At 61.3% G+C, this 26,972-nt stretch carries 17 protein-coding genes and 1 other RNA gene; 8 read left to right on the top strand and 10 right to left on the bottom strand.

Annotation, left to right across the window (positions count from 1 at the left end; translation table 11 throughout):
- Window positions 1-219 precede the first annotated feature (219 nt).
- Together ACIOMR_RS03410 and ACIOMR_RS03405 are read left to right on the top strand one after the other, a co-directional pair.
- Complete coding sequence (locus ACIOMR_RS03410; RefSeq protein WP_003219072.1) at window positions 220-753, top strand: hypothetical protein; 534 nt, start codon at window positions 220-222, stop codon at window positions 751-753.
- Between the two features lie 14 nt (window positions 754-767).
- Window positions 768-1,355 carry a hypothetical protein gene (locus tag ACIOMR_RS03405; protein ID WP_087694831.1) on the top strand — a complete coding sequence of 196 codons (588 nt, stop codon included), beginning with the start codon at window positions 768-770 and terminating at the stop codon, window positions 1,353-1,355.
- Between the two features lie 104 nt (window positions 1,356-1,459).
- Here the strand turns inward: ACIOMR_RS03405 and ffs are convergent.
- The 6 genes from ffs to ACIOMR_RS03375 form a co-directional block, all read right to left on the bottom strand.
- Window positions 1,460-1,556, bottom strand: an RNA gene (gene ffs / locus ACIOMR_RS03400) — signal recognition particle sRNA small type.
- Between the two features lie 132 nt (window positions 1,557-1,688).
- Window positions 1,689-2,852 carry a putative zinc-binding metallopeptidase gene (locus ACIOMR_RS03395; protein WP_401192177.1) on the bottom strand — a complete coding sequence of 388 codons (1,164 nt, stop codon included), beginning with the start codon at window positions 2,850-2,852 and terminating at the stop codon, window positions 1,689-1,691.
- 301 nt (window positions 2,853-3,153) lie between these two features.
- Window positions 3,154-5,511, bottom strand: a complete 2,358-nt coding sequence (gene ligA, locus ACIOMR_RS03390; RefSeq protein ID WP_401192174.1) for an NAD-dependent DNA ligase LigA — start codon at window positions 5,509-5,511, stop codon at window positions 3,154-3,156.
- A gap of 87 nt (window positions 5,512-5,598) precedes the next feature.
- Window positions 5,599-6,450 carry a cell division protein ZipA gene (gene zipA / locus ACIOMR_RS03385; protein WP_003219080.1) on the bottom strand — a complete coding sequence of 284 codons (852 nt, stop codon included), beginning with the start codon at window positions 6,448-6,450 and terminating at the stop codon, window positions 5,599-5,601.
- 259 nt (window positions 6,451-6,709) lie between these two features.
- Window positions 6,710-10,198 (bottom strand): chromosome segregation protein SMC, encoded by a 3,489-nt coding sequence (smc, locus tag ACIOMR_RS03380; protein WP_003219082.1) that lies wholly within the window; start codon window positions 10,196-10,198, stop codon window positions 6,710-6,712.
- 2 nt (window positions 10,199-10,200) lie between these two features.
- Window positions 10,201-10,860 (bottom strand): GntR family transcriptional regulator, encoded by a 660-nt coding sequence (locus ACIOMR_RS03375; protein WP_003219085.1) that lies wholly within the window; start codon window positions 10,858-10,860, stop codon window positions 10,201-10,203.
- A gap of 280 nt (window positions 10,861-11,140) precedes the next feature.
- Here ACIOMR_RS03375 and xdhA point away from each other — a divergent pair, with 280 nt between their 5' ends.
- The 4 genes from xdhA to guaD all read left to right on the top strand — a co-directional run bounded on the left by xdhA (window position 11,141) and on the right by guaD (window position 17,259).
- Window positions 11,141-12,589, top strand: a complete 1,449-nt coding sequence (xdhA, locus tag ACIOMR_RS03370) for a xanthine dehydrogenase small subunit (protein ID WP_401192169.1) — start codon at window positions 11,141-11,143, stop codon at window positions 12,587-12,589.
- Window positions 12,582-14,981: a xanthine dehydrogenase molybdopterin binding subunit gene (xdhB, locus tag ACIOMR_RS03365; RefSeq protein WP_401192166.1), complete on the top strand. Its 2,400-nt coding sequence runs from the start codon at window positions 12,582-12,584 to the stop codon at window positions 14,979-14,981. The genes xdhA and xdhB overlap by 8 nt, the downstream gene beginning before the upstream one ends.
- A gap of 123 nt (window positions 14,982-15,104) precedes the next feature.
- Window positions 15,105-15,947 (top strand): xanthine dehydrogenase accessory protein XdhC, encoded by an 843-nt coding sequence (gene xdhC, locus ACIOMR_RS03360; protein WP_003219091.1) that lies wholly within the window; start codon window positions 15,105-15,107, stop codon window positions 15,945-15,947.
- A gap of 7 nt (window positions 15,948-15,954) precedes the next feature.
- On the top strand, window positions 15,955-17,259 hold the full coding sequence (gene guaD / locus ACIOMR_RS03355; protein WP_003219093.1) for a guanine deaminase: 1,305 nt from the start codon (window positions 15,955-15,957) through the stop codon (window positions 17,257-17,259).
- Window positions 17,260-17,397: 138 nt separating this feature from the next.
- Here the strand turns inward: guaD and ACIOMR_RS03350 are convergent, their stop codons facing one another.
- Window positions 17,398-18,162 (bottom strand): GntR family transcriptional regulator, encoded by a 765-nt coding sequence (locus tag ACIOMR_RS03350; RefSeq protein ID WP_003219095.1) that lies wholly within the window; start codon window positions 18,160-18,162, stop codon window positions 17,398-17,400.
- Between the two features lie 329 nt (window positions 18,163-18,491).
- Here ACIOMR_RS03350 and ACIOMR_RS03345 point away from each other — a divergent pair, with 329 nt between their 5' ends.
- A complete protein-coding gene (locus tag ACIOMR_RS03345; RefSeq protein ID WP_008437554.1) occupies window positions 18,492-19,682 on the top strand; it encodes a benzoate/H(+) symporter BenE family transporter in 1,191 nt (396 codons plus the stop codon).
- A 54-nt stretch (window positions 19,683-19,736) separates the two neighbouring features.
- Here ACIOMR_RS03345 and ACIOMR_RS03340 read toward each other — a convergent pair whose 3' ends face one another.
- Window positions 19,737-20,081: a YggL family protein gene (locus tag ACIOMR_RS03340; RefSeq protein WP_003219101.1), complete on the bottom strand. Its 345-nt coding sequence runs from the start codon at window positions 20,079-20,081 to the stop codon at window positions 19,737-19,739.
- Between the two features lie 236 nt (window positions 20,082-20,317).
- Between ACIOMR_RS03340 and dacB the strand changes: the two genes are divergently transcribed.
- Window positions 20,318-21,778: a D-alanyl-D-alanine carboxypeptidase/D-alanyl-D-alanine-endopeptidase gene (gene dacB / locus ACIOMR_RS03335; protein ID WP_003219103.1), complete on the top strand. Its 1,461-nt coding sequence runs from the start codon at window positions 20,318-20,320 to the stop codon at window positions 21,776-21,778.
- A gap of 136 nt (window positions 21,779-21,914) precedes the next feature.
- Here the strand turns inward: dacB and ACIOMR_RS03330 are convergent, their stop codons facing one another.
- Window positions 21,915-24,314: a diguanylate cyclase gene (locus ACIOMR_RS03330; RefSeq protein WP_401192159.1), complete on the bottom strand. Its 2,400-nt coding sequence runs from the start codon at window positions 24,312-24,314 to the stop codon at window positions 21,915-21,917.
- Between the two features lie 141 nt (window positions 24,315-24,455).
- On the bottom strand, window positions 24,456-26,720 hold the full coding sequence (gene rlmKL, locus ACIOMR_RS03325) for a bifunctional 23S rRNA (guanine(2069)-N(7))-methyltransferase RlmK/23S rRNA (guanine(2445)-N(2))-methyltransferase RlmL (protein WP_003219107.1): 2,265 nt from the start codon (window positions 26,718-26,720) through the stop codon (window positions 24,456-24,458).
- Window positions 26,721-26,972: the final 252 nt, after the last annotated feature.

The following is a 26,972-nucleotide window of genomic DNA, read 5'->3' as shown; positions in this document are numbered from 1 at the left end:
TGCCACCGACATATTTAGAAATATGTCGCTGGCGCAAACTAACAAGGCGAATTTGGCTTGTCCAGCGCAAGGTTTTAAGGATGTGAGCAATCCCTCACTGACGTCTTCCCTGGGAATAATTTTTAAACGGACTGGGCACTTTGCCACTACCTGCGCTACTGTCTGTTTCGCAGGATGCATTGTCGTCCTGACATCTAACAATGACGTCCAGGGACTGACATGAAATCGACCTTTATTGCCTGTGCCATCAGCGGATTGCTCTTCGTCTCGCCAAACACCCACGCAGAAGATTTTGCGGGCTACTTGCTCAAGGCGGTAACGCCAAAAGGTCCGCAATGGCAAACCAAAAACGATGACGAGATGGCATCAGCGTTCGCGAATGCCGGGGTAAAACGATACAAGTGGTCTGCCGACACCGGAAAAGACGAGATCACCCTGTTTGTGTTGCCGGGCCAGAATCAACCGCCAAGCGCGGCCCGTGATTCCGATACCCGGGCCGCCGAGAAGAACTGCAAAACACATATCAGCCAGACTGACATGGGAGATACCAGCACCCCGTATATGGGCTGGTCGGTGATCTGCACACAGGCGAACGGCAACGTCATGACCTTGAGGCATTTTGCCTATCAATTAGGGGGCGACACGTACAAGGTTTCCAGGACCTGGAGAGAAATGCCTTCAGAACAAACCGTTGCACAATGGAGCGCAACGCTCGCCAGCATCGCCGACCACATCAACAGCACTAAGCCGTGACACAGGAGGTGCCCATGCGTTGGCTAATCGTGGTATCGACTGTCCTGCTGCTGTTCGGCTGTGCATCCAAACCGCCTGTGGCGCCGCCGGACCTGTCCCGCCCGTCGATCGCCGAGACAAAGTCGGTGGTGTTTGCAGGGAAAACATACGTCCTGAAATACCAGGCCCGGGGCAACGTTCCGCTCTGGGAGTATTTCCTCGCACCAGAAAGCGTCAACGCCTGGAGCGAACTGGTGGATTTTCGCCTCGCGCCGCCCCAGACCACCGGCAACGAGCCCCGGGATCTTGCCAACCTGACCGCGCAGGCCCACAAACAGGAATACCCCAACCTTCCGGTGGAGATGTTTTCAGACGAGAAAACCGATGCGATCTACGTGCTGCTGTTTTATCCGACCTCCACACGCAAGGACGGCAGCTTCTTTGAGTTCAATATCTTCAAATACTACAAGGACAACGGGACCGGCCAAATCATCAGCTTCCACTTTGCCAAGAACATCCCGTCCGACACGCCTGCCGCACGACAGGAGTTGCCCGGGCACATGGCGAGGTTGCGCGCAGAAGTGATTCCGGCCATGGGAGAGTTCCCGCTGTACCGTCAGTAACCCTGATGAGCGAACAGCAGAAATCGCTTCGCAGATGACGAATGTCAGCGAAGGGCTTCATAAAAGTATTTTTTTAATCAAGGAGGGTTGCGTTATGGAGGCAACCCCACCAGCCACACCCCGGCACACAATGTTCCCGCTGTGGCTGCTGCCTTCCGGCTCTGACCAGGTTCACGGGTAATCGTTGCGGGGGGACCGATGGGGTCACCATAACGACGCTCGCCTCTCGGCAAGCCGCGCCATTGTACCGATCTCATCGGAAGTTACAACCGTTGGCGCGGGATTAAAAATATCTGATGGTTCAAGTACTTGGCTGCAGGAGCAAGCTTGCTCCTACAAAAGCACGACCTCATCTGCCCGACCGCCCTCTTGCTGGATCACCAGGTGAATGAAGTGCAGCTTGGCAATCACCGCCGGCGGCAGGACGAACGGATAGAAATCCGGCTGGCCCATGCTGCGGGACAGTTCGTTGAGCATGCCGGCCAGTTCGATCCACGCATTGACGAATGACAGGAACGCCGTGCCGCCGGGATGCCCGGGGTCGTAGAGGGTGCTGAGGGGGAACGGTTGGTAATCCAGGTCCATCTCCCGGGCGCTCATGCCGAAGCCCAGCGCGGTGTCGACGGCGTCCATCATGTGCAGGTAATGCGCCCAGGTTTCCGCCCAGTCTTCCCACGGGTGCATGGTGGCGTAGGCGCTGACGCAGGTTTGCTGCCAGTCCGGGCGCGGGCCGTTCTGGTAGTGCTGCTCCAGGGCGTCGGCGTAGCTGGCGCGCTCGTCACCGAACAGCGTGCGGAACGGCTCCAGCCAATGGCTGTTGGCGATCAGGCGGTCCCAGTAGTAATGGCCGACCTCGTGACGGAAGTGACCGAGCAAGGTGCGGTAAGGCTCGCGCATCTGTACGCGGATCTGCTCGCGATGAGCGTCATCGGCTTCCTTGATATCGAGGGTGATCAGGCCATTGGCGTGGCCGGTGGTGGGCGCGTTGCCTTCCAGGTCGATGCCGACAAAATCGAAGGCCAGGCCGGTGTCTTCATCCACCGCCTTGGGAATCACCTGCAAGCCCAGGCTGATGAGTTGGGCCACCAGACGACGCTTGGCGGTTTCGACCTTGCGCCAGCGTTCGGGGTTTTCGGGGATCGACAGGTCGGGGATGGTGCGGTTCAGGCTGCAGGCCACGCACAAGGCCTGGCCGTTGTCGGCGGGCAGCAACCAGTTGCACGCGGCCGGCGTGTCAAGGTTGGCGCAGCGACGAAATGCGCCGGCTTCAGGGTCGGCGTCCAGCAGCCAGGTGTCGGCGTACGGGCCGGGCTGCAGGGAGGACAGGCGACTCTGCTCCGGCTGATAGCCCAGCAGCGCCGAGCAGGCCAGGCACTGGCTGTTGCGAAAGAACAGCGATTGCCCACAGCGGCACTGCCAGACCTTGCTGTTGCGCGAGGTCTCGGCCATGAACGGTGCGGCGATGCGCGAACTGAGCTGTTCGAAGAAGCGGTACATGGCGATCTCTCCGGGAGGCTTGCCAATACTAGAGCATTGCCCGAGAGAGATCGTTCCCACGCTCCGCGTGGGAATGCATCCAGTGACGCTCCGCGTCGCACCTTTCAGAGCGGACGCAGAGCGTCCAGGGCGGCGTTCCCACGCAGAGCGTGGGAACGATCATCAGACTAGAGCATTGCCCGGGAGAGATCGTTCCCACGCTCCGCGTGGGAATGCATCCAGTGACGCTCCGCGTCGCACCTTTCAGAGCGGACGCAGAGCGTCCAGGGCGGCGTTCCCACGCAGAGCGTGGGAACGATCATCAGACCGTGATGTTGTGCTTGGCCAAAAGTGCCACGAACGCCTCTTCATCCAGCACTTTCAAGCCCAGCTCAGTGGCCTTGGCGAGCTTCGAACCCGCGCCCGGCCCGGCGACCACGCAATAGGTTTTCGCCGACACCGAGCCCGCCACCTTGGCGCCCAGGCTTTCGAGTTTTTCCTTGGCAACATCGCGGCTCATCAGTTCCAGGGAGCCGGTGAGCACCCAGGTGTGACCGGCCTCGGGCAAGCCTTCGACGACTTTCTTCTCACTCTGCCAGTGCATGCCGAAGTCCTTGAGCTGTTGCTCGATGGCCAGCGCACGCCGGGCGTTTTCTTCAATATCAAAAAAGTCCCGGACGGCCTTGGCCTGCTTCTCCGGCAACGCCTGGCGCATGTCGAGCCAGTCGGCCTTGATCACGCCTTCGAGGGAGCCGAATTTGTCGGCGAGTTTCTGCGCGGCGCCCGGGCCCACGGACGGCACGTGCAGCTTGTCGAGCAAGCCGCCCAACGTGGTGCTGGCCGCAAACTCGGCGCTCAGGTCGCCCTGCTCCTGCAACTCCAGGCCGCACTCGTCCTTCGAGATCAGGGCGCCAATCACATCCTGGTTATGGCTGTCTTCAAAGAAGCTGTGAATCTCGTGGGCCACTTCCAGGCCAACGTCCGGCAAGTACGTCAGCACTTCCGGCAAGGCCTGCTGCACGCGCTCCAGGGATGCCAGCGAGCGCGCCAGCACCTTGGCCGTCTCCTCGCCCACATCGGGAATGCCCAGAGCGTAGATAAACCGTGCGAGGGTTGGCGTCTTGCTGTTTTCAATAGAGGCAATCAGCTTCTTGCTGGAAACGTCGGCAAAACCTTCCAGGTCGATGATCTGTTCGTACTTGAGCTTGTAGAGATCCGCCGGCGAGCCGATGAGTTTTTCGTCCACCAGTTGCTCGATGGTCTTGTCGCCCAGGCCATCGATGTCCATGGCCCGGCGCGAAACGAAATGGATGATCGCCTGCTTGAGCTGCGCACCACAGGCCAGGCGCCCGACGCAGCGGTACACCGCGCCTTCACTGACGGTTTCCTTGCCCTTGCTGCGCTTGACCAGTTGGGTACGCTCAACGTGGGAGCCGCACACCGGGCAACTCTCGGGGATCTGCACCGCGCGGGCGTTTTCCGGGCGACGCTCGGTGACAACCGACACCACCTGCGGAATCACATCACCGGCACGGCGGATGATCACCGTGTCGCCGATCATCAGGCCCAGGCGTGCCACCTCGTCCATGTTGTGCAGTGTGGCGTTGGACACGGTCACACCCGCGACCTTGACCGGTTTCAAGCGTGCCACGGGTGTCACAGCGCCGGTGCGGCCGACCTGGAATTCAACGTCAAGCAGCTCGGTCAGCTCTTCCATGGCCGGGAATTTATGGGCAATTGCCCAGCGCGGCTCGCGGGCACGAAAGCCCAGCTCCCGCTGGTAGGCAATGCTGTTGACCTTGAACACCACGCCGTCGATTTCATAGGGCAAGGCGTTGCGGCGCTCACCGATATCGCGGTAGTAGTCGAGGCAATCCTGAATCCCCTTGGCCAGCTTCAGCTCATGGCTGATGGGCATGCCCCACTTCTTCAGCTGTTGCAGGTTGCCGATGTGGGTGTCGCTGATATCCGTGGTCACGCCATAGCAGCAGAACTCCAGCGGACGGCTGGCGGTGATCTTCGAGTCCAGCTGACGCAGGCTACCCGCCGCCGCGTTGCGCGGGTTGGCGAAGGTCTTGCCGCCAACTTCCAGCTGGGTGGCGTTCAGCCGCTCGAAACCGGCCTTGGACATGAATACTTCGCCGCGCACTTCGAGGGTCGCCGGCCAGCCGGTGCCGTGCAGTTTCAAAGGAATGTTGCGTACGGTACGCACGTTGACGCTGATGTCTTCGCCAGTGGTGCCATCGCCGCGGGTGGCGCCACGCACCAGCTCACCGTCCTGATACAGCAGGCTGACCGCCAGGCCATCGAGCTTCGGCTCGCAGCTGTACTCCACCGCTGCGCCACCGCCAAACAGGTCGCCCACGGGCAGGTCCAGGCCTTCAGTGACCCGGCGATCGAATTCCAGCATGGTACTTTCATCAAAGGCGTTGCCGAGGCTGAGCATCGGGATTTCGTGGCGTACCTGAGTGAACGCAGACAATGCCGCACTGCCGACCCGCTGCGTCGGTGAATCACGGGTTACCAGCTCCGGGTGCTCGGCTTCAAGCGCCTTGAGCTCGTGGAACAAACGGTCGTACTCGGCGTCCGGAATGCTCGGCTCGTCGAGGACGTGGTAACGGTAGTTGTGCTGATCCAGTTCAGCGCGCAGTTCGAGGATGCGGGTGTGGGCGGCGGTCATGGGTGTTCTCTCATAAAGCAAAAGAGCAGCCGAAGCTGCTCAATATGTTAGTGCATGGATTCTACAGGCAACGCTTAAGCTTGGACCTTAGCGCTTCTGTGTCAGGGCACGACGCTCGAACTCGACGATGCGCTGACGGTAATGCTCGATGGTCTGGGCGGTCAGGACGCTGCGTTGATCGTCCTTGAGTTCGCCGTTGAGTTCCTGGGACAGCTTGCGAGCTGCCGCCACCATCACGTCGAACGCTTGTTTCGGGTGACGCGGGCCCGGCAAGCCGAGGAAGAAGCTCACCGCCGGAGTGCTGAAATGGTCGATGTCGTCCAGATCGAAGATGCCCGGCTTGACCGCATTGGCCATGGAGAACAGGACTTCGCCGTTGCCGGCCATGCTTTCGTGGCGATGGAAAATATCCATCTCGCCAAAGCGCAGACCGCTTTCCAGAATATTCTGCAGCAGGGCCGGGCCCTTGAAGCCGGCGGCGTCACGGCAGATCACGCTGATCACCAGCACCTCTTCGGCAGCCGGCTGGTCCTTGACGGATTCTTTATGGGCGCTCTTGGCCGGGGACTCATCCGGGAAGTCGTCATCACGGCTGCTGAAGCTCGGGCCTTCTTCCAGGTCCAGGTTCAGGTCGCCCTGGGATGGCTCGCTGGCCGCGCTGCGCTTGCCGCGCTTGGGTTCACGGGCTTCACGCACCGGTGCGCTCATCGACGGCAGGTCGTGCTCGTCCAGGTGAGGTTCTTTATGGTTGTCCAGGACACGCGGTGGCCCCAGCAGCTCGGCGCTGCCGTCGTCGTCCGGCAAATTGGACAGGTTGCGGTCCAGGCGAAATTTCAACTTGCCCTTGCCGCCACGCATCCGGCGCCAGCCATCAAAAAGAATACCGGCAATGACAATAATGCCGATGACGATCAGCCACTCGCGCAGACCGATTTCCATGTAATCCCGTGCCTCTAATAAAAAATGCTGAAAAATAAGGGGTTTAGCACCGTGCAAACCGCTTTAAAACGTGGCGCCAACTCTATGTTCTGAATGACGTTTTGCCCACGCATACGAAAATTTGACATTAAACTAGCACGACCAAAGATAACTTTACACCGTCTGTCAAAATGCCTTGAACAAATATGTCCATTTGCCACTTTTCCCAGACCGGTAAATCACCTTACGTCCTGCTGAAAATCCTCCTTCGACCTGCGGCTCAGGATTCCACCAGCGCCATCGCCTCTTCGACATCCACCGCCACCAATCGCGAACAGCCCGGCTCGTGCATCGTCACGCCCATCAATTGATCGGCCATTTCCATGGCGATCTTGTTGTGGGTGATATAGATGAACTGCACCGTCTGGGACATCTCTTTAACCAGTCGGGCGTACCGTCCAACGTTAGCGTCATCCAGCGGGGCGTCAACTTCGTCGAGCATGCAAAACGGCGCCGGGTTCAACTTGAAGATCGCAAATACCAGGGCCAATGCGGTCAGTGCCTTCTCGCCACCAGACAACAAATGGATGGTGCTGTTCTTCTTGCCCGGAGGCCGCGCCATGATCGTTACCCCTGTATCGAGTAGATCTTCGCCCGTCAGTTCCAAGTAAGCGCTGCCACCACCGAAAACTTTCGGGAATAACGCCTGTAAACCGCCATTAATCTGATCAAAGGTATCTTTGAAGCGATTACGGGTTTCCTTGTCGATCTTGCGGATCACGTTTTCCAGGGTATCCAGCGCTTCGACAAGATCGGCGTTCTGCGCATCCAGATAACGTTTGCGCTCGGACTGCTGCTGGTACTCGTCGATGGCCGCGAGGTTGATCGCGCCGAGTCGTTGAATGCGCGCGGCAATCCGCTCAAGTTCTTCTTCGGCTTCTTTCTCGTTGGCCTCGGCGGTCAGGGTATTGAGCACGCCGTGCAGGTCGTAGCCGTCTTCCAGCAACTGGTCTTGCAGGGTTTTGCGGCGCACCGTCAGGGCCTGCCATTCCATGCGCTGCTGTTCGAGCTGGCCCCGGATCAGTTGCGACTGTTGCTCGGCCTGGGTCCGGCGTTTTTCCGCGTCGCGCAGTTCGCGGTCGGCGTCTTCCAGGGCGATTTGGGCGGTCTTGAGCTCTTCGTCGACGGTCATGCGCTTGTCGAGCAACTCTTCAAGCTTCAGGCGCAGCTCTTCCAGCGGGGCCTCGCCCTCCTCCAGGTTGAGGCTCAGTTGCTCGCGTTTTTCGGTCAGGCGTTCGGACTGCATTTCCAGGCGCTCAAGGGCCTGGCGCGTGGAGTCGTGCTGCGCCCGCAGGGAGCCGAGGCGCACGGCCAATTGATGGGCGTGATCCTTGTGCTGGCGAGCTTCCTGGCGCACCCGGTCGAGGCGCTCGCGCAAGCTGTCGCGCTGGGCCAGCAGCAACTCGCGCTGCTCGGTGTCCAGGGCCATGCTGTCGAGGGCTTCCTGCAATTGCAGGCGTGCTTCGCCGACTTGTTCGTGTTCGAGGGCGCGTTGCTCGCCCATCTCGGCCACTTCTTCGTCGAGCCGGGTGCGGCGCAGGGTCAGTTGCTCGACCTTGGCCTTGCTCGCCGAGAGCTGGGCTTTCAATTCGCCCTGCTGGCGCGCTTCGTCCTGCAACAGCCGGCGCAGGTGTTCGCGGCCGGTCTCTTGCTGGCGCTGGGTGGCGCGCAGGGTTTGCAGCTGGTTTTCCAGGGACTCGAGTGTGGCTTCGCGCTCTTCGCGCTCGGCGGTCAGGTTGACGATTTCCTGGCCACGGGCCAATACGCCGCTTTCCGCTTCGCTGGCACGCCGTACCCGCAAAAAGTGCCGGCCGACCCAAAAGCCATCACGGCTGATCAGGCTTTGCCCGGCGGCCAACTGCCCGCGCTGGGCCAGGGCCTGCTCAAGGCTGTCGACCGGCTTGACCTGGCCGAGCCAGGGCGACAGGTCAATCGCCGCCTCCACTTTATCCAGCAGGCTGCCCGGCACGCGAGTGCCGTCCGCCGCCGGGCTGAGCAAACGCAGATCGCCCTGGGCAAAACCCGCCAGGTCAAACCCGCCAAAATCATCCACCAGCACCGCTTGCAGGTCGGCGCCGAGCACGGTTTCCACCGCCAGCTCCCAACCGGCTTCAACCTTCAGGCCTTCGGCCAGGCGCGGACGCTCGGCCAGGTGTTGGTCACGCAGCCATTCAGCCGTGCCGGTGCCCGGGTCAAGCGCCGCTTGCTGCAAGGCTTCCAGGGAGGCCAACCGGCCGTTGAGCCGCTGCAAATCGCCCTGGGCCTGCTGCTGTGCCTGGGTCGCCTGCTGCAGTTGCTGACGCAATTGCTCGAGGCGCTCCACTTGTTGTTCTTCGCTGGCTTCCAGTTCTTCCAGCGTCATTTCGCTTTCGGCGAGTTTCTCGCTCAGTTCGAGGATCGCTGCATCTTCCGGGTCGGCAGCGAGCAGCACGCGCTCTTCCACCAGGCGCCGCTGACGCTCGGCCAGGCGCTCCATGCTGGTTTCCAGTTGCTGGATGCGTGACTGCTGCACCTCAGCCTGGCGGCGCGGCTCGGCAGATTGCAGGTTGAACGTGTCCCACTGCTCCTGCCAGGCGTGCATGGTGGTTTCGGATTCTTCCAGGGCCGCAGCGGCTTCCTCGGCAGCGGCGCTGGTGACTTCCTGCTCGGGAGTGAGCATGTCCAGCTCCTCCCCAAGGGTCAGCAGCAAGGTGCGGTCGTGGCCCAGGTGCGATTCGGTTTCCAGGCGCGCACGCTCGGCTTCTTTCAAGTCGTCCTGCAACTGGCGCAAACGCTGCTGGCCGTGCTGGATGCTCTGCTCGACCCGGGCGATATCGCCGCCCACCGAATAGAAGCGCCCCTGCACCAGATTGAAGCGCTCGGACAGGTCATGGTGACCGTCCCGCAGGCGCTCGATGCTCGCGTCGGCATTGCGCTGCTCGGCCACCAGGGCTTCGAAGCTGATTTCCTGGGTGCCGATGATCGCTTCGCGCTGACCCACCTGGTCATTCAATGCCTGCCAGCGCAGGGCCGACAGTTGCGCCTTGAGCTGACGCTCCTCGCCCTTGTATTCCTGATACTTCTCGGCGGCCTGGGCCTGGCGGTGCAGGCGCTCCAGCTGGCGCTCCAGCTCTTCACGCAGGTCAGTCAGGCGGGCAAGGTTTTCATGGGTACGGCGGATACGGTTTTCGGTCTCGCGCCGGCGCTCCTTGTACTTGGAGATGCCGGCCGCTTCCTCGATAAAGTTACGCAGGTCTTCGGGCTTGGCTTCGATCAGCTTGGAGATCATCCCCTGTTCGATGATCGAATAGCTGCGCGGGCCCAGGCCGGTACCGAGGAAGATGTCGGTGATGTCCCGGCGGCGACACTTGGTGCCGTTGAGGAAGTAGCTGTTCTGACTGTCGCGGGTCACTTTGCGGCGAATGGAGATTTCCGCATAGGCCGCGTACTCGCCCACCAGAGTGCCGTCGGAATTGTCGAACACCAGTTCGATGCTGGCCTGGCTCACCGGCTTGCGGCTGGTTGAGCCGTTGAAGATGACGTCGGTCATCGACTCGCCACGCAGGTTTTTTGCGGAGCTCTCGCCCATCACCCAGCGTACGGCGTCGATGATGTTCGACTTGCCGCAGCCATTGGGCCCGACCACTGCCGCCATGTTACTGGGGAAGTTCACCGTGGTCGGGTCGACGAAGGATTTGAACCCCGCCAGTTTGATGCACTTGAGCCGCACGCTTAGGCTTCCGCCAACGCAGCAATGACCAGCGAGCAACTGCGCTCGCCGTAGGCCGAGAGCACCAGGCGAATCTGCGGCAGGTCACGGGCCAGCACGGCGGCGAGCAATTGCTCGAACAGCACCAGGTACTCGCTCATGGACGCCTTGCGCTGATCCAGCGCCAGGTAATAGGCGCGGTTCATCGCCGGCTGCAGGTTCTCGACGGTTTCCTGCAGGTACGGGTTGTTGGCGAACGGATAGGCGGCACGCATCACGTTGAAGCTCTCTTCGACGAAGGCGCGGATGTCCTGGCGTTCGAAGCTGGCGATCAGGCGCTGCTGGATTTGCACGAACGGCGCCATGTCGGCCTGGGTCTGCCAGCCGGCGGCGACCGCATTGCCCAGCAGGATGTACAGCTCGCCCATCAGCGTGCACAGGCTTTGCACCTTGTGGGCCGTCAGCTCGGTGACGTGGGCGCCACGGCGCGGCAGGATCGCAATCAGGTGCCGGCGCTCGAGGATCAGCAAGGCTTCGCGCACGGAACCACGACTGACATTCAGCGCCAGTGTGACCTTCTGCTCCTGGATCCGCTCCCCAGGCTTGAGATCGCCGCGAATGATACGTTCGGCGAGGTGGTGAGCGATTTGCTCGGCAAGACTATCCGGCGCCTTGAACGTCATGTTTTCCCTTCAAAATCTTCTATCGGTACAAGCGCGGCAGTGTAGCGCACTTGCCGGTTGATGGCGTACGGCCCACAGAGCGGAATTTGGCATGAAATAAGCAGCCATTAAAGTCCAGAAGCCCCCAAAAACGGCGGTTCCAGAGAACTGGACCATAATTAAGGATGTTGATATCGCATTTTCTTGACCTTTCGGTCAGAAAATCGTTGACCGAAAAGTCAGACATGACTAGATTCGGCGCAAAGCGGTTAACAACAATAATGAGTCTGCGAGGCCTTCCGTGATCCAGTTTTTACTAAACCAGGAGCTCCGTAGCGAGCACGCCCTGGACCCGAACCTGACCGTGCTCAACTATTTGCGTGAGCACCTGGGCAAATCCGGCACCAAGGAAGGCTGCGCCAGCGGCGACTGTGGCGCCTGCACCGTGGTAGTCGGCGAGTTGCACACCGACGATCAGGGCGCCGAGCAGATTCGCTATCGCAGCCTCAATTCGTGCCTGACGTTTGTCTCGTCCCTGCATGGCAAACAACTGATCAGCGTCGAAGACCTCAAGCACCAGGGCCAACTCCACAGCGTGCAACAGGCCATGGTGGAGTGCCACGGTTCGCAATGCGGCTTCTGCACCCCGGGCTTTGTGATGTCGCTGTTCGCCCTGCAAAAGAACAGTGATGCACCCGACAGCCAAAAGGCCCACGAAGCCCTGGCCGGCAACCTCTGCCGCTGCACCGGCTATCGCCCGATTCTTGCCGCCGCCGAACAGGCCTGCTGCAACAAGCCCCAGGACCAGTTCGACAGTCGCCAGGCCGACACCATCGCCCGCCTGAAAGCCATCGCCCCGACGCAAACCGGCGAGTTGAACAGCGGCGACAAACGCTGCCTGGTGCCGCTGACCGTCGCCGACCTGGCGGACCTTTACGACGCTTACCCACAAGCCCGGCTGTTGGCCGGCGGCACCGACCTCGCGCTGGAAGTCACCCAGTTCCACCGCACGCTGCCGGTGATGATCTACGTCGGCAATATCGAAGAGATGAAGCGCATCGAAAGCTTCGACGACCGCCTGGAAATCGGCGCCGCCACCTCACTCTCCGACTGCTACAGCGCACTCAACAACGAATACCCGGACTTCGGTGAATTGCTCCACCGCTTCGCCTCGTTGCAGATCCGCAACCAGGGCACCCTGGGCGGCAATATCGGCAACGCCTCGCCCATCGGTGACTCGCCGCCACTGCTGATCGCCCTCGGTGCGCAGATCGTGCTGTGCAAGGGCAACACCCGCCGTACCCTGGCGCTGGAAGACTATTTCATCGACTACCGCGTCACTGCCCGCCAGGACAGCGAATTCATCGAGAAAATCATTGTGCCCAAAGGCGTGCCGCTGTTCCGTGCCTACAAGGTTTCCAAGCGCCTGGACGATGACATCTCTGCCGTCTGCGCGGCCTTCAACCTGAAGATCACTAACGGTGTGATCGACGATGCCCGCGTGGCGTTCGGCGGCATGGCCGCCACCCCAAAACGCGCGAAGAACTGCGAAGCCGTACTGAACGGCGCCACCTGGAATTCCGCCACCGTGGAAAAAGCCTGCGCGGCCCTGGCCGAGGATTTCACTCCGCTGTCGGACTTCCGCGCCAGCAAGGAATACCGCCTGCTCAGCGCACAGAACCTGCTGCGCAAATACTTCATCGAACTGCAAACGCCGCACATCGAGACTCGGGTGACCGCTTATGTCTAACCATCACGCCGTGGAAAAATCCCAGGCCGAACTCGCCGAATTGTTTGCCAAGGACCTGACCAGCGGCGTCGGTCGCAGCGTCAAGCACGACAGCGCCGCCAAGCATGTCTCGGGCGAAGCGCAGTACATCGATGACCGCCTGGAATTTCCCAACCAGTTGCACCTCTACGCACGCATGTCGGACCGCGCCCACGCGAAGATCCTTAGCATCGACACCGCGCCCTGCTACGCCTTTGAAGGCGTGCGCATCGTCATCACCCACGAAGACGTGCCGGGTCTGAAAGACATCGGCCCGTTGATGCCCGGCGACCCGTTGCTGGCCATCGACACCGTGCAGTTCGTCGGCCAGGTGGTGCTGGCCGTCGCCGCCCGCGACCTGGAAACCGCACGCAAGGCGGCGATGGCCGCTGTGATCGAATACGAAGACCTGGAGCCGGTGCTGGACGTGGTCGAGGCGTTTCGCAAAAAACATTTCGTGCTCGACAGCCACACCCACCAGCGCGGTGATTCGGCGGGCGCACTGGCGACCGCGAAGAACCGTATCCAGGGCACCCTGCACATCGGCGGCCAGGAACACTTCTACCTGGAAACCCAGATCTCCTCGGTGATGCCCACCGAAGACGGCGGCATGATCGTCTACTGCTCCACGCAAAACCCCACCGAAGTACAGAAGCTGGTGGCCGAAGTACTCAACGTATCGATGAACAAAATCGTGGTCGACATGCGCCGCATGGGCGGTGGTTTTGGCGGCAAGGAAACCCAGGCCGCCAGCCCGGCATGCCTGTGTGCGGTGGTCGCACGCCTCACCGGCCAGCCGACCAAAATGCGCCTGCCGCGTGTCGAAGACATGCTGATGACCGGCAAGCGCCACCCGTTCTATATCGAGTACGACGTAGGCTTCGACGACAGTGGCCGGCTGCACGGCATCAACCTGGACCTGGCGGGCAACTGCGGTTGCTCACCGGACCTGTCGAACTCGATTGTCGACCGCGCAATGTTCCACTCCGACAACTCGTATTACCTGGGCGACGCCACCGTCAACGGCCACCGCTGCAAGACCAACACCGCCTCCAACACCGCTTACCGTGGCTTCGGCGGCCCCCAAGGCATGGTCGCCATCGAAGAAGTGATGGACGCGATTGCCCGACACCTGGCCCTCGACCCGCTGGCCGTGCGCAAGGCCAACTACTACGGCAAGACCGAGCGCAACGTCACCCACTACTACCAGACCGTCGAGCACAACATGCTCGAAGAGATGACCGCCGAACTCGAACAAAGCAGCCAGTATTTCGAGCGCCGCGAAGCGATCCGTCGCTACAACGCCAACAGCCCGATCCTGAAAAAAGGCCTGGCCCTGACGCCGGTAAAATTCGGCATTTCCTTCACCGCCAGTTTCCTCAACCAGGCCGGTGCGCTGATCCACATCTACACCGACGGCAGCATCCACCTGAACCACGGCGGCACCGAGATGGGCCAGGGGTTGAACATCAAGGTCGCGCAGGTGGTGGCCGAGATTTTCCAGGTGGAAATCGACCGCGTGCAGATCACCGCCACCAACACCGACAAGGTGCCCAACACCTCGCCGACGGCGGCTTCCAGCGGCGCCGACCTGAACGGTAAAGCCGCACAGAATGCCGCCGAAACCATCAAGCAGCGCCTGGTGGAATTTGCCGCGCGCAAATATGAAGTCAGCGAGGCCGACGTTGAATTCCACAACGGGCATGTGCGGGTCCGCGATCACATCCTGACCTTTGAAGCGCTGATCCAGCAGGCGTATTTCGCCCAGGTGTCGCTCTCCAGCACGGGCTTCTACAAGACCCCGAAAATCTTCTACGACCGCAGCCAGGCACGTGGGCGGCCGTTCTACTACTTTGCGTTCGGCGCGGCCTGTTGCGAGGTGATCGTCGACACGCTGACCGGCGAGTACAAGATGCTGCGCACCGACATCCTGCATGACGTGGGCGCCTCGCTGAACCCGGCCATCGACATCGGCCAGGTCGAAGGCGGCTTCATCCAGGGCATGGGTTGGCTGACCATGGAAGAGCTTGTGTGGAATAACAAGGGCAAGCTGATGACCAACGGCCCGGCCAGCTACAAGATCCCGGCGGTGGCCGACATGCCGCTGGACCTGCGGGTGAAGCTGGTGGAAAACCGCAAGAACCCGGAAGACACGGTGTTCCATTCCAAGGCCGTGGGTGAGCCGCCGTTCATGCTCGGTATTGCCTCGTGGTGTGCGATCAAGGACGCCGTGGCGAGCCTGGGTGACTATCGCCATCAGCCGAAGATCGATGCACCGGCGACGCCGGAGCGGGTGTTGTGGGGCTGTGAGCAGATGCGCCAACTGACCGCTGCAAAAGCTGTGGAAACGGAAACCGAGCTGGCTTCGCTCTAGACCGAGGCGCTGCCATCGCGGGCAAGCCCGGCTCCCACATTTTGATGTGTGAACCCAATCAAATGTGGGAGCTGGCTTGCCTGCGATAGCGGTCGAACTGACAACAGAGATGCTGAGGTAAACATGAACAACTGGATCAGCGCCCTCGCCGACCTGCAGAACCAGGGTGAACCCTGCGTGCTGGTGACCATCATCGAAGAGCTCGGCTCCACGCCGCGCAACGCCGGCTCGAAGATGGTCATCAGTGCCGCCCAGACGTTCGACACCATCGGTGGCGGGCACCTGGAATACAAGGCGATGCAGATCGCCCGGGACATGCTTGTGCGCGGCCAGCAAAACACCCACCTGGAGCGCTTCAGCCTCGGCGCCAGCCTGGGCCAGTGCTGCGGCGGCGTGACGGTGCTGTTGTTCGAACCCATGGGCCAGGTGCAGGCGCAGATCGCGGTGTTCGGCGCCGGCCACGTGGGCCGCGCGCTGGTGCCGTTGCTGGCCAGCCTGCCGTGCCGGGTGCGCTGGATCGATTCCCGGGAACAGGAATTCCCGGAACACATCCCCCAAGGCGTGCGTAAAATCGTCAGCGAAGAGCCGGTGGATGAAATCGACCACTTGCCTGTGGGCAGTTACTGCATCGTCATGACCCACAACCACGCGCTGGACCTGGAACTCACCGCCGCCCTGCTCAAGCGCAATGACTTCACCTACTTCGGCCTGATCGGCTCGAAGACCAAACGCGTCAAGTTTGAACACCGCCTGCGGGATCGCGGTTTCGACACCGCGCAACTGCAACGCATGCATTGCCCGATGGGGCTGACCGAGGTCAAAGGCAAACTGCCTGTGGAAATCGCCATCTCCATCGCCGGCGAAATCATCGCCACCTATAACGCCAACTTCGGCCAGCACACTGCGAGCGCCGAACCCATTGCCAAACTGCTGCCGGTATCCCGCCGAAGCCAAGCGACTAACTGAGACGACCATGCCTTTGACACGCAAAGCCTACCGTGCCGCCATTTTGCACAGCATCGCCGACCCTGCCGAAGTGGGGATCGAAGCCTCCTACGAATATTTCGAGGACGGCCTGCTGGTGATCGACAACGGCCAGATCAGTGCCCTTGGCCACGCCAGCGACTTGCTCGCCAGCCTGCCCGCCGACATCGAAGTCACCCATTACCAGGACGCGCTGATCACCCCCGGCCTGATCGACACCCACATCCACCTGCCACAGACCGGCATGGTCGGTGCCTATGGCGAGCAGTTGCTGGACTGGCTCAACACCTACACCTTCCCGTGTGAAAGCCAGTTCGCCGACAAGGCCCACGCCGAAGAAGTCGCGGATATTTTCATCAAGGAACTGCTGCGCAACGGCACCACCACCGCGCTGGTATTTGGCAGCGTGCACCCGCAGTCAGTGAACTCGTTTTTTGAAGCGGCCGAGAAGCTCGACCTGCGGATGATCGCCGGCAAGGTAATGATGGACCGCAACGCGCCGGACTATTTGACCGACACCGCCGAATCCGGCTACGCGGAGAGCAAGGCGCTGATCGAGCGCTGGCACGGCAAGGGCCGTTTGCACTACGCGGTGACGCCACGTTTCGCACCGACCAGTACACCTGAACAACTGACCCTCGCCGGGCAGCTGCTGGGGGAATACCCGGACCTCTACATGCAGACTCACATCAGTGAAAACCTGCAGGAAGTGGAATGGGTGAAAGAACTGTTCCCGGAGCGCAAGGGCTACCTGGACGTGTACGACCATTACAAACTGCTGGGTGAACGCTCGGTGTTCGCCCACGGTGTGCACCTGTGCGACGACGAATGCGCGCGGTTGGCAGAAGCCGGTTCGGCAGTCGCGTTCTGCCCGACATCGAACTTCTTCCTGGGCAGCGGTTTGTTCAACCTGCCGATGGCCGAGAAGCACAAGCTGAATGTCGGCCTGGGTACGGACGTCGGCGGTGGCACCAGCTTCTCGCTGCTGCAAACCCTGAACGAAGCGTACAAGGTGATGCAACTGCAAGGGGCGCGCTTGAGTCCGTTCAAGTCGTTGTACCTGGCGACCCTGGGTGGTGCGCGGGCGCTGCGTCTGGAAGACAAGATCGGCACGCTGCAACCCGGCACTGATGCGGACTTCCTGGTACTGGATTACAACGCCACCCCGCTGCTCAGCTATCGCCTGAAGCAGGCCAATAACATCGCCGAGACGCTGTTTGTGTTGATGACACTGGGGGATGACCGGGCGGTGTTGCAGACGTATGCGGCGGGGCAATTGGTGCACCAACGCTGATTTAACAGGTACAACAAAACAAATGTGGGAGCGGGCTTGCTCGCGAAGGCGGTGTGTCAGTCGCTGGATGTGCTGACTGATCCACCGCCTTCGCGAGCAAGCCCGCTCCCACATTTAGTTAGTGGCGAGCCTGGAAAATTACAGTTTTACAGACGAGCGCCCCGGCTTCTTTGTCTGCAACAGATGCGAGAACACTGCATGCAGATCGTCAGAAGCGCTTTCCTCATCGAGGTTGAGCTTGCTGTCGATGTGATCCATGTGATGCATCATCAGGTTCACCGCCAAATCCGCATCCCGCGCTTCGATCGCGTCGATCAACTGCGTGTGCTCATCGTAGGAACAGTGCGAGCGGTTGCCGCTTTCGTACTGGGCGATGATCAACGAGGTCTGGGACACCAGACTGCGCTGGAAACTGATCAGCGGCGCATTCTTCGCCGCCTCGGCCAGCTTCAGGTGGAACTCGCCGGAAAGCCGGATGCCCGCGCCGCGATCGCCCCGGGAGAAGCTGTCGCGCTCGTCGTTGACCATCTGCCGCAGCTCGGCCAGTTGCTCGGCCGTGGCATGCTGCACCGCCAATTCAGTGATCGCACGCTCCACCAGGCGCCGGGCGAGGAATACCTGGCGGGCTTCCTCGACGCTCGGGCTGGCCACTACCGCACCACGATTGGGCCGCAGCAGTACCACGCCTTCATGGGCCAGGCGCGACAGCGCGCGGCGAATGATGGTGCGGCTGACGCCGAAGATTTCGCCCAGCGCTTCTTCACTCAATTTGGTACCGGGCGCCAGGCGTTGTTCGAGGATCGCCTCGAAGATATGCGCGTAGACGATATCGTCCTGGGTTCCACTGCGACCGGCCTTACCGGCTCGCGGCTGTTTCTTGAGGGGCTGCAACTGTTCGTTCATGGGCACTCGGGTCGGGAGAACGGCGGCGAATTGACGTTGACTGTAATACGGCACAGAGGGTCGCTGGCAAGTATCGCGTAAAATCAGCGCACATTGTACACAACCCAGTGCGCCAACACACTGTACGGCTGTTTGCGGCGCCGGCTGTATTGCAATGAATCGTTACGTTTGAGTTTAGGCTTGATTCCGCACTTTCTCCTTTGTAGGAGCGAGCTTGCTCGCGAAAAACGTATAAGCACCGCATTCAGTCAGGATGCCAGCGTCATCGTTAACGACCTTCGCGAGCAAGCTCGCTCCTACAGACAGCCCGGTAAAAGGAACACCGCCCCATGTCCGACGTCCCCCAAGCGCGATTACGCCCACTGGCCGACACTTCGCCTTCGGCCATCGTCGCCGGTTTCATCGCCATGATGACCGGCTACACCAGCTCCCTGGTGCTGATGTTTCAGGCTGGCCAGGCCGCCGGCCTGACCACCGCGCAGATTTCCTCGTGGATCTGGGCGATCTCCATCGGCATGGCGGTGTGCAGCATTGGCCTGTCCTTGCGCTACCGCACGCCGATCACCATTGCCTGGTCCACACCGGGCGCGGCGCTGTTGATCACCAGCCTGGGCGGCGTCAGCTACGGCGAGGCCATCGGCGCCTACATCACCTGCGCGGTGCTGGTGACGATCTGCGGGCTCACCGGCAGCTTCGAAAAACTCGTCAAGCGCATCCCGGCGTCCCTGGCGGCCGCCTTGCTGGCGGGGATTCTGTTCAAGATCGGCAGCGAGATTTTCGTCGCCGCGCAGCACCGTACCGGGCTGGTACTGGGGATGTTCTTCACTTACCTGGTCATCAAGCGCCTGTCGCCGCGTTATGCCGTGCTCGCGGCACTGCTGATCGGCACGGCACTGTCCGGGCTGATGGGGCTGCTGGATTTCAGTGGCTTTCACCTGGAAGTGGCAACGCCGGTGTGGACCACGCCGCACTTCTCCCTGGCCGCGACCATCAGCATCGGCATCCCGTTGTTCGTGGTGGCCATGACCTCCCAGAACATGCCGGGTGTCGCGGTGCTGCGGGCCGACGGCTATAACGTACCGGCGTCGCCATTGATTACTACCACCGGCCTGGCCTCGCTGGTGCTGGCGCCGTTTGGCTCCCATGGCATCAACCTGGCAGCCATCAGCGCGGCGATCTGCACCGGCCCTCATGCCCATGAGGATCGCAACAAGCGCTACACCGCCGCGGTTTGGTGCGGGATTTTCTACGGGATCGCCGGGGTGTTTGGCGCGACATTGGCCGCGTTGTTCGCCGCCCTGCCCAAGGAACTGGTGCTGTCGATTGCGGCACTGGCGTTGTTTGGCTCGATCATCAATGGCCTGAGCATCGCCATGAATGAACCCAGGGAACGGGAAGCTGCGTTGATCACCTTCATGGTCACAGCGTCGGGGTTGACGTTGTTTTCCATCGGTTCGGCGTTCTGGGGAATTGTCGCGGGGGTGTTGACGCTGGTGATTCTGAACTGGCGCAAGGCCTGATTCTTTAGACCCAGTAACGAAAAAGCGACCCGGGCGGGTCGCTTTTTCATGACATCAGACTGCCGGATTAATCGGCTTTTCTGGGTGCCAAGCGTCCAGCAGGGCGCTGACTTCAACGCGGGTCAGCTCTGGACGAGCCTTCAGCCACGCTTCAACAGCGGCACGCTGTTCTTCGTTGACCGAACCACGGGTGGCTTTGCAAACCAGACCGAAGTCATCACCGCCGACGTAGTCCAGGCCGTTGCCGTCCATCGCTTCAGTCAGGAATGCTTCGAGGAAAGCGTCAACCGCTTCATCGTCCAAACCTTCTTTGAAGTCCAGGTTCAGTTCGAAACCCAGCTCTTGAAATTCATCAACGCACAGTTTTTTGCGCAGACGCCGGGAACGGTTAGTCGCCATTGGAACAATCCTCTTAAGTAATAACGGGCGGCACTTTAGCAGTTTAAGCAGGCCTTTGCCCGATTCTCTGGGACAGGCGGCAGAGTGCCAGTAAAAAAAACCGCCAATTGCAGCTATCGTTCAGCCACAAGTGCGACAGCCTTGGGGCATAATGCCGACACTTTCATGACCATTGAGGGATTTTTCGTACATACCCCTCACCTTTTTACCCCCTCAGCAGTAGGGTTTTAATTCTTATGATCAAATCTTTGCGTCCACTGTTACTCGCCAGTTTTCTTCTGCCCCTGGCCTTTTCCGTTACCGCCGCCCCGATCAACACTTCCCTGCCGCCCAAGGTCCAGGAAGCCCTCCAGAAAGCCAAGCTGCAAAACAATGCCCTGTCCCTGGTGATGATTCCCCTCAATGGCCCGGGCACACCTACCGTGTTCAACGCCGACGTGTCGGTCAACCCGGCCTCGACCATGAAGCTGGTCACCACCTACGCGGCCCTGGAAATGCTCGGTCCCAACCATCAGTGGAAAACCGAGTTCTACACCGACGGCACCCTGAGCGGCGGGATCCTGAACGGCAACCTGTACCTCAAGGGCGGCGGCGACCCCAAGCTGAACATGGAAAAACTCTGGCTGCTGATGCGCGACCTGCGGGCCAATGGCGTGCAGCAAGTGACCGGCGACCTGGTGCTGGACCGTGGCTTCTTCATCCCGCCGCAACTGCCGGAGTTCAATGACGACGGCAACGACGAGAACAAGCCGTTCCTGGTCAAGCCCGATGCCTTGATGGTCAACCTCAAGGCGCTGCGCTTCGTCACCCGCAATGATTCGGGCAAGGTGCTGGTGTCGGTCGAGCCGCCGATTGCGAGCATCCGCATCGACAACCAGGTCAAGGTCTCCAACGCCAAGCAATGCACCGGCGATGTGCGCTACAGCCCGATGACCGCCGCCGACGGCAGCGTCACCGTGACCGTCAGCGGCCAGTTGGCGGACGGCTGCAGTTCGCAGACGTATCTGTCGTTGCTGGACCACGCCACCTACACCGCCGGCGCCGTTCGGGCGATCTGGAAGGAACTGGGCGGCAGCATCCAGGGCCGCGACATCCAGGCGCCGGTACCGAAGAACGCCAAAGTGCTGGCTCGTGCGTTCTCGCCGGACCTGGCGGAGATCATCCGCGACATCAACAAATACAGTAACAACACCATGGCCCAGCAGTTGTTCCTGAGCCTGGGTGCGCAGTACCGCACCGATGCCGACGGCGACGACGCCAAGGCCGCCCAGCGCGTGGTGCGCCAGTGGCTGGCGAAAAAAGGCATCACCGCGCCGCACCTGGTGATGGAGAACGGCTCCGGCCTGTCCCGTGCTGAACGGGTCAGCGCCCGCGAAATGGCGACCATGCTGCAAGCGGCGTGGAGAAGCCCGTACGCGGCGGAGTACATCAGTTCGCTGCCGATTGCCGGCACCGACGGCACCATGCGTAAACGCCTGAAGACCACGGCCATGCGCGGCGAAGCCCACGTCAAGACCGGCACCCTGAACACCGTGCGGGCGATTGCCGGGTTCAGCCGCGACAACAATGGCAATACCTGGGCTGTGGTGGCGATTCTCAACGATCCGAAACCGTGGGGCGCGTCCTCGGTACTGGACCAGGTGCTGCTGGACCTGTATCGCCAGCCGAAACTGGCGGCGGCGGCCCCGGTCCTCTAACAGCAGCAAATATCAAATGTGGGAGCTGGCTTGCCTGCGATGCAGACGCCTCGGTCTATCAGGAATACCGAGGTGATGCTATCGCAGGCTAGCCAGCTCCCACATTGATCTCTAATAGCTTGAATGGCCGTGCACTTCAGGCAAGCACCCGCTCCGCCTCAACCCTGTCCCTGCCCGCCTGCTTGGCGGCATAGACACCCGAATCCGCCCGCAGCAACAAGCTGTCGACGCCCTCCTCGACCCGCCAACTGGCGACCCCGAAGCTCGCCGTCACCGTGCCGACACCTTCCATCGGCTCACCGCGCAACGCCTGCCACAACTCCAGGGCAACATTGAACGCCTGGCTGCCGTCGGTATTGGCGCACAGCACCACAAACTCCTCGCCGCCCAGCCGGCAAAACACATCCGTGCGTCGTAACCGCTGGCTGATGCGCCGGCATAACTCCTTGAGCACTTCATCACCCACCGCGTGACCATGCTGGTCGTTGATGCGCTTGAAGTGATCGATGTCGAACATGATCACCGACAACGCCCCCGAGGCACGCTTGACCCGGATCATCTCGGCCTTCAGCCGGTCCTGGAAGTAGCGTCGGTTATGAATGCCGGTCAGGGAATCGGTAATCGACAGCGCCCGCAGCTCTTCCTCGACCCGCTTGAGATCGGAAATATCCGACACATAGCCATGCCATAACGTACCGCCACCGGCCAGCTCTTCCGGCGTCGCCTCACCGCGAACCCAGCGCAGCCCCCGATGGGGCAACTGCACCCGGTATTCTTCACGCCAATGGCTCAGTTGCAGGGTGGACAGGCGAATGGACTCCCGTACCCGCTCGACATCCAGCGGATGAATCCGCTCGAAGACCTTTCGCGCATCCTGCTGCAACACCCCAGGCTCGATTTCGTAGATGTCGCGGATGCCATCGCTGGCATAAATGAACCGCGAGACATTGTTCGGTTCCAGGACGAACTGGAAAATACCGCCGGGCACATGGGCGCTGAGTTTCTTCAGCAGGCGGTCCCGCGCGGCCAGTGCCTCATAGGCGCGCTTCTGCTCGGTGACATCCAGGCAGATCGCCAGGTGCCCGACCCACAGGCCATGCTCGTCCAGCAGAACAGTGGCGAGCATGTTCACCGTCAGTTGACTGCCGTCCTTGCGTACCAGCGTCCACTCGCGGGCCTCATGCACTGCATCGGCGCTGTCCACCAGCATCGCCTGGGCTGGCGCGATGCGCTTGCCGAGGATTGCGCTCAATTGCGCGGCACGGGCTTCCAGCTCGGGGGCCAGGTGCAGGCTTTCGAGGGTCAGGTGGCCCAGTACCTCTTGTGCTTCAAAGCCCAGCATCTGCTCGGCGCCGGCGTTGAAAGTGGTGATCACACCGCGCAAGTCCGTCGCGATGATCGCCACCTGGGTGGCCGCATTGAGCACGCTGCGCAGTTGGCCGTGGGTGCCTCGCAGTTCCTGTTCCCGCTGACGCAATTGGGCGGTGCGCTGCTCCACCAGCTTCAATGCGCGCTGGCGCTGGCTGACCACCACGTAGAGCAACGCACTGAGCAGCACACTCAGCAGGCTGCCCATGACCAGGATACTGACCAGCGACGAGTGATTGCCCTGCTGGAACACCTGGCTGGGGCGCAGGCTCAAGGCGTAGACGTGGTCGCCGAGCGTCAGCCGGCGTGCTGCCACCAGGTCACTGTCTGCCACGGGGTTGCTGGATTCGTACAACACCCGTTGCTCTGCATCGGAGGTGTCGACAATCTGCATCACCAGGTTGTCCCGTGCGGCCTTGGGCAAGCCATCGGCCACCAGCTGGCGCATGCTGATCACCGCCATGACGTAGCCGTAAGGTTCACTGTTGGGCACTTGTGTCGTCGGTGCCCGGCTGACCGGTGCCACCAGCAATACACCCATGGCATAGGCCGGCTCCACACCCACCAGTTGCATGGGCTGGGACACCGCCATCTTCCCTGACTGTTGCGCACGCTCCACCGTCGAGCGCCGCAGTGGCTGGGCCAACAGGTCAAAACCCAGCGGCGAGCCGAGAATGCTCTGGGTCTGGCTGTACAGCACCGGCACATACTCATCGCGATCAGTCGCCGGGGTCAGTTCGCCCGCCGCATTCAATTCACGAATGGAGAAATTCGCACCGCGCTCCGCCGTGATTGCCTGCTCGAACGCACCGCGCTGGTCACGCAAAACCCGGGGTGCCCAGGCATAGGCGCGGGTACGCAACAGCAAGGGCTGCGCGAACCCTTCGAACTCTTTGCGCGAGACTGTATTTGAATTGACGAAGAACCGCCGCAGGCTGCCCAGGCGTTGTTCCTGGTCCTCGAAACGCTCCTGGAGGCGGCTGTAACGCTCGTTGACCAGCAGTTGAAAGCGCTGGCGCATCTGCTGCTGGTAAAGCTCTGACGCGGCCCAGGCGACGACAATCGTCAGCGCGATACCGGCCAGCAACACCACCACCGCCACCAGCCACGCCGACACCTGCTCACTGATAAAGCCTAGGATTTTCGGGCGGACGGCATGCAGCGGCATAGACAAGACTCGGAACGCCAGCGTGCGGGTGCGTCACTTTGGCCAGGCCCTAAGTTATAGCCACAGGACTTGCGTTTGACCAGCGCAAAAAAAAGCCGCAAGGCCGAAATGATCCGGGCCTGCGGCTTCAGAACGCAGTGATCAGCGCGCGGTGATTTTCCACGCCCGATGGATCTTGGCGTTACGCGCAAAATCCGGGTCGATGGTCTTGTCGCTGATCTCTTCGACGGCATACCGCTCGACGAGGTTGTCTTCCAGCTGGAACTTGCGGAAGTTGTTCGAGAAGTACAACACGCCGCCCGGCGCCAGGCGTGCCATGGCCAGGTCCAGCAACTGCACGTGGTCGCGTTGCACGTCGAAGATGCCTTCCATGCGCTTGGAGTTGGAGAAGGTCGGCGGGTCGATGAAGATCATGTCGAACTCATCGCGGCTGGCTTCCAGCCAGGCCATCACGTCGCCCTGCTCCAGGCGGTTCTTGTCGGAGAAACCGTTGAGGGAGAAGTTGCGGCGCGCCCAGTCCAGGTAGGTCTTCGACAGGTCGACGCTGGTGGTGCTGCGCGCACCACCCTTGGCGGCGTGCACACTGGCGGTGGCGGTGTAGCAATACAGGTTGAGGAAGCGCTTGCCGGCCGCCTCTTTCTGGATGCGCATGCGCATTGGACGGTGGTCGAGGAACAGGCCGGTGTCCAGGTAATCGGTCAGGTTGACCAGCAACTTGACGCCGCCTTCGCTGACCTCGGTGAACTTGCCCTGGGCGCTCTGGCGCTCGTACTGCTTGGTGCCGCTCTGGCGTTCGCGACGCTTGACCACCACACGGTTCTTGTCGATGCCCAGCGCCTGGGGAATGGCCGCCAGGGCATCGAACATGCGTGCCGAAGCTTTTTCCGGGTCAATCGACTTCGGCGCCACGTATTCCTGGACGTGGACCCAGTCGTGGTACAGGTCGATGGCCATGGAGTATTCCGGCATGTCGGCATCGTACACACGGTAGCAATCGACGCCTTCGCGCTTGGCCCACTTGCCCAGCAGTTTCAGGTTCTTTTGCAGGCGGTTGGCAAACATCTGCCCGCCTTCGCTCAAGCGCGCCTGCTCGACCACTGGGGCCGGGGCGGGTTTGATCGGATTCCCGTTCTTGTTGTACTGGCGCTCTTGCGGCTCGGTCGGCGCCTGGTCGTAGGCCGCTTGCTCGCGCTCGGCCTGGCGTTGTTCCGGGGTGCGACGCTCGCCGGTGACGAACTGATCCGGGGTGACCTTGATCAGCAGCAATTTGCACGGCAAGGCGCCGTTCCAGAACGAATACTGTTTGTGGCTGCGGATGCCCATGCGCTTGCCCAGGTCCGGAGCACCGGTGAACACCGCCGCTTCCCAGCCCAGGCACGCCTGGCGCAGACGCTCGCCGAGGTTCTGATAGAGGTACAACAGGCTGGCTTCATCACCCAGACGCTCGCCATACGGCGGGTTGCAGATCACCAGGCCTTTCTGGTTCTGGTCCGGACGCGGCTCGAAGGTACCGACTTCGCCCTGGTAGATCTTGATCCAGTGGCTAAGGCCTGCGCGTTCGATGTTGTTACGGGCGGGTTGGATCAGGCGAGGATCCGCCTCGTAACCACGAATCCACAGCGGTGGCTTGGCCATGCCGATGGCGGCACGTTCGCTGGCCTCTGTGTGAAGTTTTTTCCACAGCGCCGGAACGTGGCCAAGCCAGGCGGTGAAACCCCACAGCTCACGGTTCAGGTTGGGCGCCATGTCGGCGGCGATCATCGCGCCTTCCACCAGGAAGGTACCGACGCCGCACATCGGGTCCGTCAGCGCGCCGCCTTCGGCAGCGATGCGCGGCCAGCCGGAGCGAATCAGGATCGCCGCCGCCAGGTTCTCTTTCAACGGTGCCGCGCCCTGCTGCAGGCGGTAGCCGCGCTGGTGCAGGCTGTGGCCGGACAAATCAAGGGAAAGGATCGCTTCGCCACGGTCCAGGCGCAGGTGGATGCGCAGGTCCGGGTTGATCTTGTCGATGGATGGACGTTCGCCGGTCGGGGTGCGCAGCTTGTCGACAATCGCATCCTTGACCTTCAGCGCGCCGAAGTGGGTGTTGTCGATGCCAGAGCCATGGCCGCTGAATTCAACGGCCAGGGTGCCGTCGGCGAGCATGTGGTCTTCCCACTCGATGTCCAGCACCCCGTGGTACAGGTCTTCGGCGTCCTTCATCGGGAAGCGCTTGAGCACCAGCAACACGCGGTTGGCCAGGCGCGACCAGAGGCACAGGCGGTAGGCGGTCTCCATGTCGGCCATGCCGCGCACGGCCGAGGTGTGCTCGCGGGCTTCCTCAAGGCCAAGCCCCACGGCTTCCTCGATCAGCAGGCCTTCGAGGCCCTTGGGGCAAGTGAGGAAGAGTTCAAAACGGTCCGACATGGGGCATTCCAGGCTTTTCAGCAATAAGTGAACGGGCGACGCATCGCGCGTTCGGTTTTCAATCAAGCGCTTTTCTTGAAGAGCGCTCGTGTGGCACGAATGTGCCGTTCCACCCCGGCTACCGGCCTTTCGGGCCTTTATCGACGGGGCAGTTCAAGTATTTGAAGCAACAAAAAGAAACATTCCGACCCTTCGTCGAATAATAACCGACTGCAACAGGCGGACATTCTCACTAAAGGATTAAACCCATCC

Origin of the sequence: Pseudomonas sp. NPDC087814 (assembly GCF_044742865.1) — a bacterium.
Classification (GTDB): Bacteria; Pseudomonadota; Gammaproteobacteria; order Pseudomonadales; family Pseudomonadaceae; genus Aquipseudomonas.
This window is presented reverse-complemented; position numbering and strand designations above follow the sequence as displayed.

Bases quoted from the DNA above. Each gene is read 5' to 3' on its own strand.
- ACIOMR_RS03410 (WP_003219072.1), top strand. From the start codon at position 220: ATGAAATCGACCTTTATTGCCTGTGCCATCAGCGGATTGCTCTTCGTC.
- ACIOMR_RS03405 (WP_087694831.1), top strand. From the start codon at position 768: ATGCGTTGGCTAATCGTGGTATCGACTGTCCTGCTGCTGTTCGGCTGT.
- ACIOMR_RS03395 (WP_401192177.1), bottom strand. From the start codon at position 2,852: ATGTACCGCTTCTTCGAACAGCTCAGTTCGCGCATCGCCGCACCGTTC.
- ligA (WP_401192174.1), bottom strand. From the start codon at position 5,511: ATGACCGCCGCCCACACCCGCATCCTCGAACTGCGCGCTGAACTGGAT.
- zipA (WP_003219080.1), bottom strand. From the start codon at position 6,450: ATGGAAATCGGTCTGCGCGAGTGGCTGATCGTCATCGGCATTATTGTC.
- ACIOMR_RS03375 (WP_003219085.1), bottom strand. From the start codon at position 10,860: ATGACGTTCAAGGCGCCGGATAGTCTTGCCGAGCAAATCGCTCACCAC.
- xdhB (WP_401192166.1), top strand. From the start codon at position 12,582: ATGTCTAACCATCACGCCGTGGAAAAATCCCAGGCCGAACTCGCCGAA.
- xdhC (WP_003219091.1), top strand. From the start codon at position 15,105: ATGAACAACTGGATCAGCGCCCTCGCCGACCTGCAGAACCAGGGTGAA.
- guaD (WP_003219093.1), top strand. From the start codon at position 15,955: ATGCCTTTGACACGCAAAGCCTACCGTGCCGCCATTTTGCACAGCATC.
- ACIOMR_RS03350 (WP_003219095.1), bottom strand. From the start codon at position 18,162: ATGAACGAACAGTTGCAGCCCCTCAAGAAACAGCCGCGAGCCGGTAAG.
- ACIOMR_RS03345 (WP_008437554.1), top strand. From the start codon at position 18,492: ATGTCCGACGTCCCCCAAGCGCGATTACGCCCACTGGCCGACACTTCG.
- ACIOMR_RS03340 (WP_003219101.1), bottom strand. From the start codon at position 20,081: ATGGCGACTAACCGTTCCCGGCGTCTGCGCAAAAAACTGTGCGTTGAT.
- dacB (WP_003219103.1), top strand. From the start codon at position 20,318: ATGATCAAATCTTTGCGTCCACTGTTACTCGCCAGTTTTCTTCTGCCC.
- ACIOMR_RS03330 (WP_401192159.1), bottom strand. From the start codon at position 24,314: ATGCCGCTGCATGCCGTCCGCCCGAAAATCCTAGGCTTTATCAGTGAG.
- rlmKL (WP_003219107.1), bottom strand. From the start codon at position 26,720: ATGTCGGACCGTTTTGAACTCTTCCTCACTTGCCCCAAGGGCCTCGAA.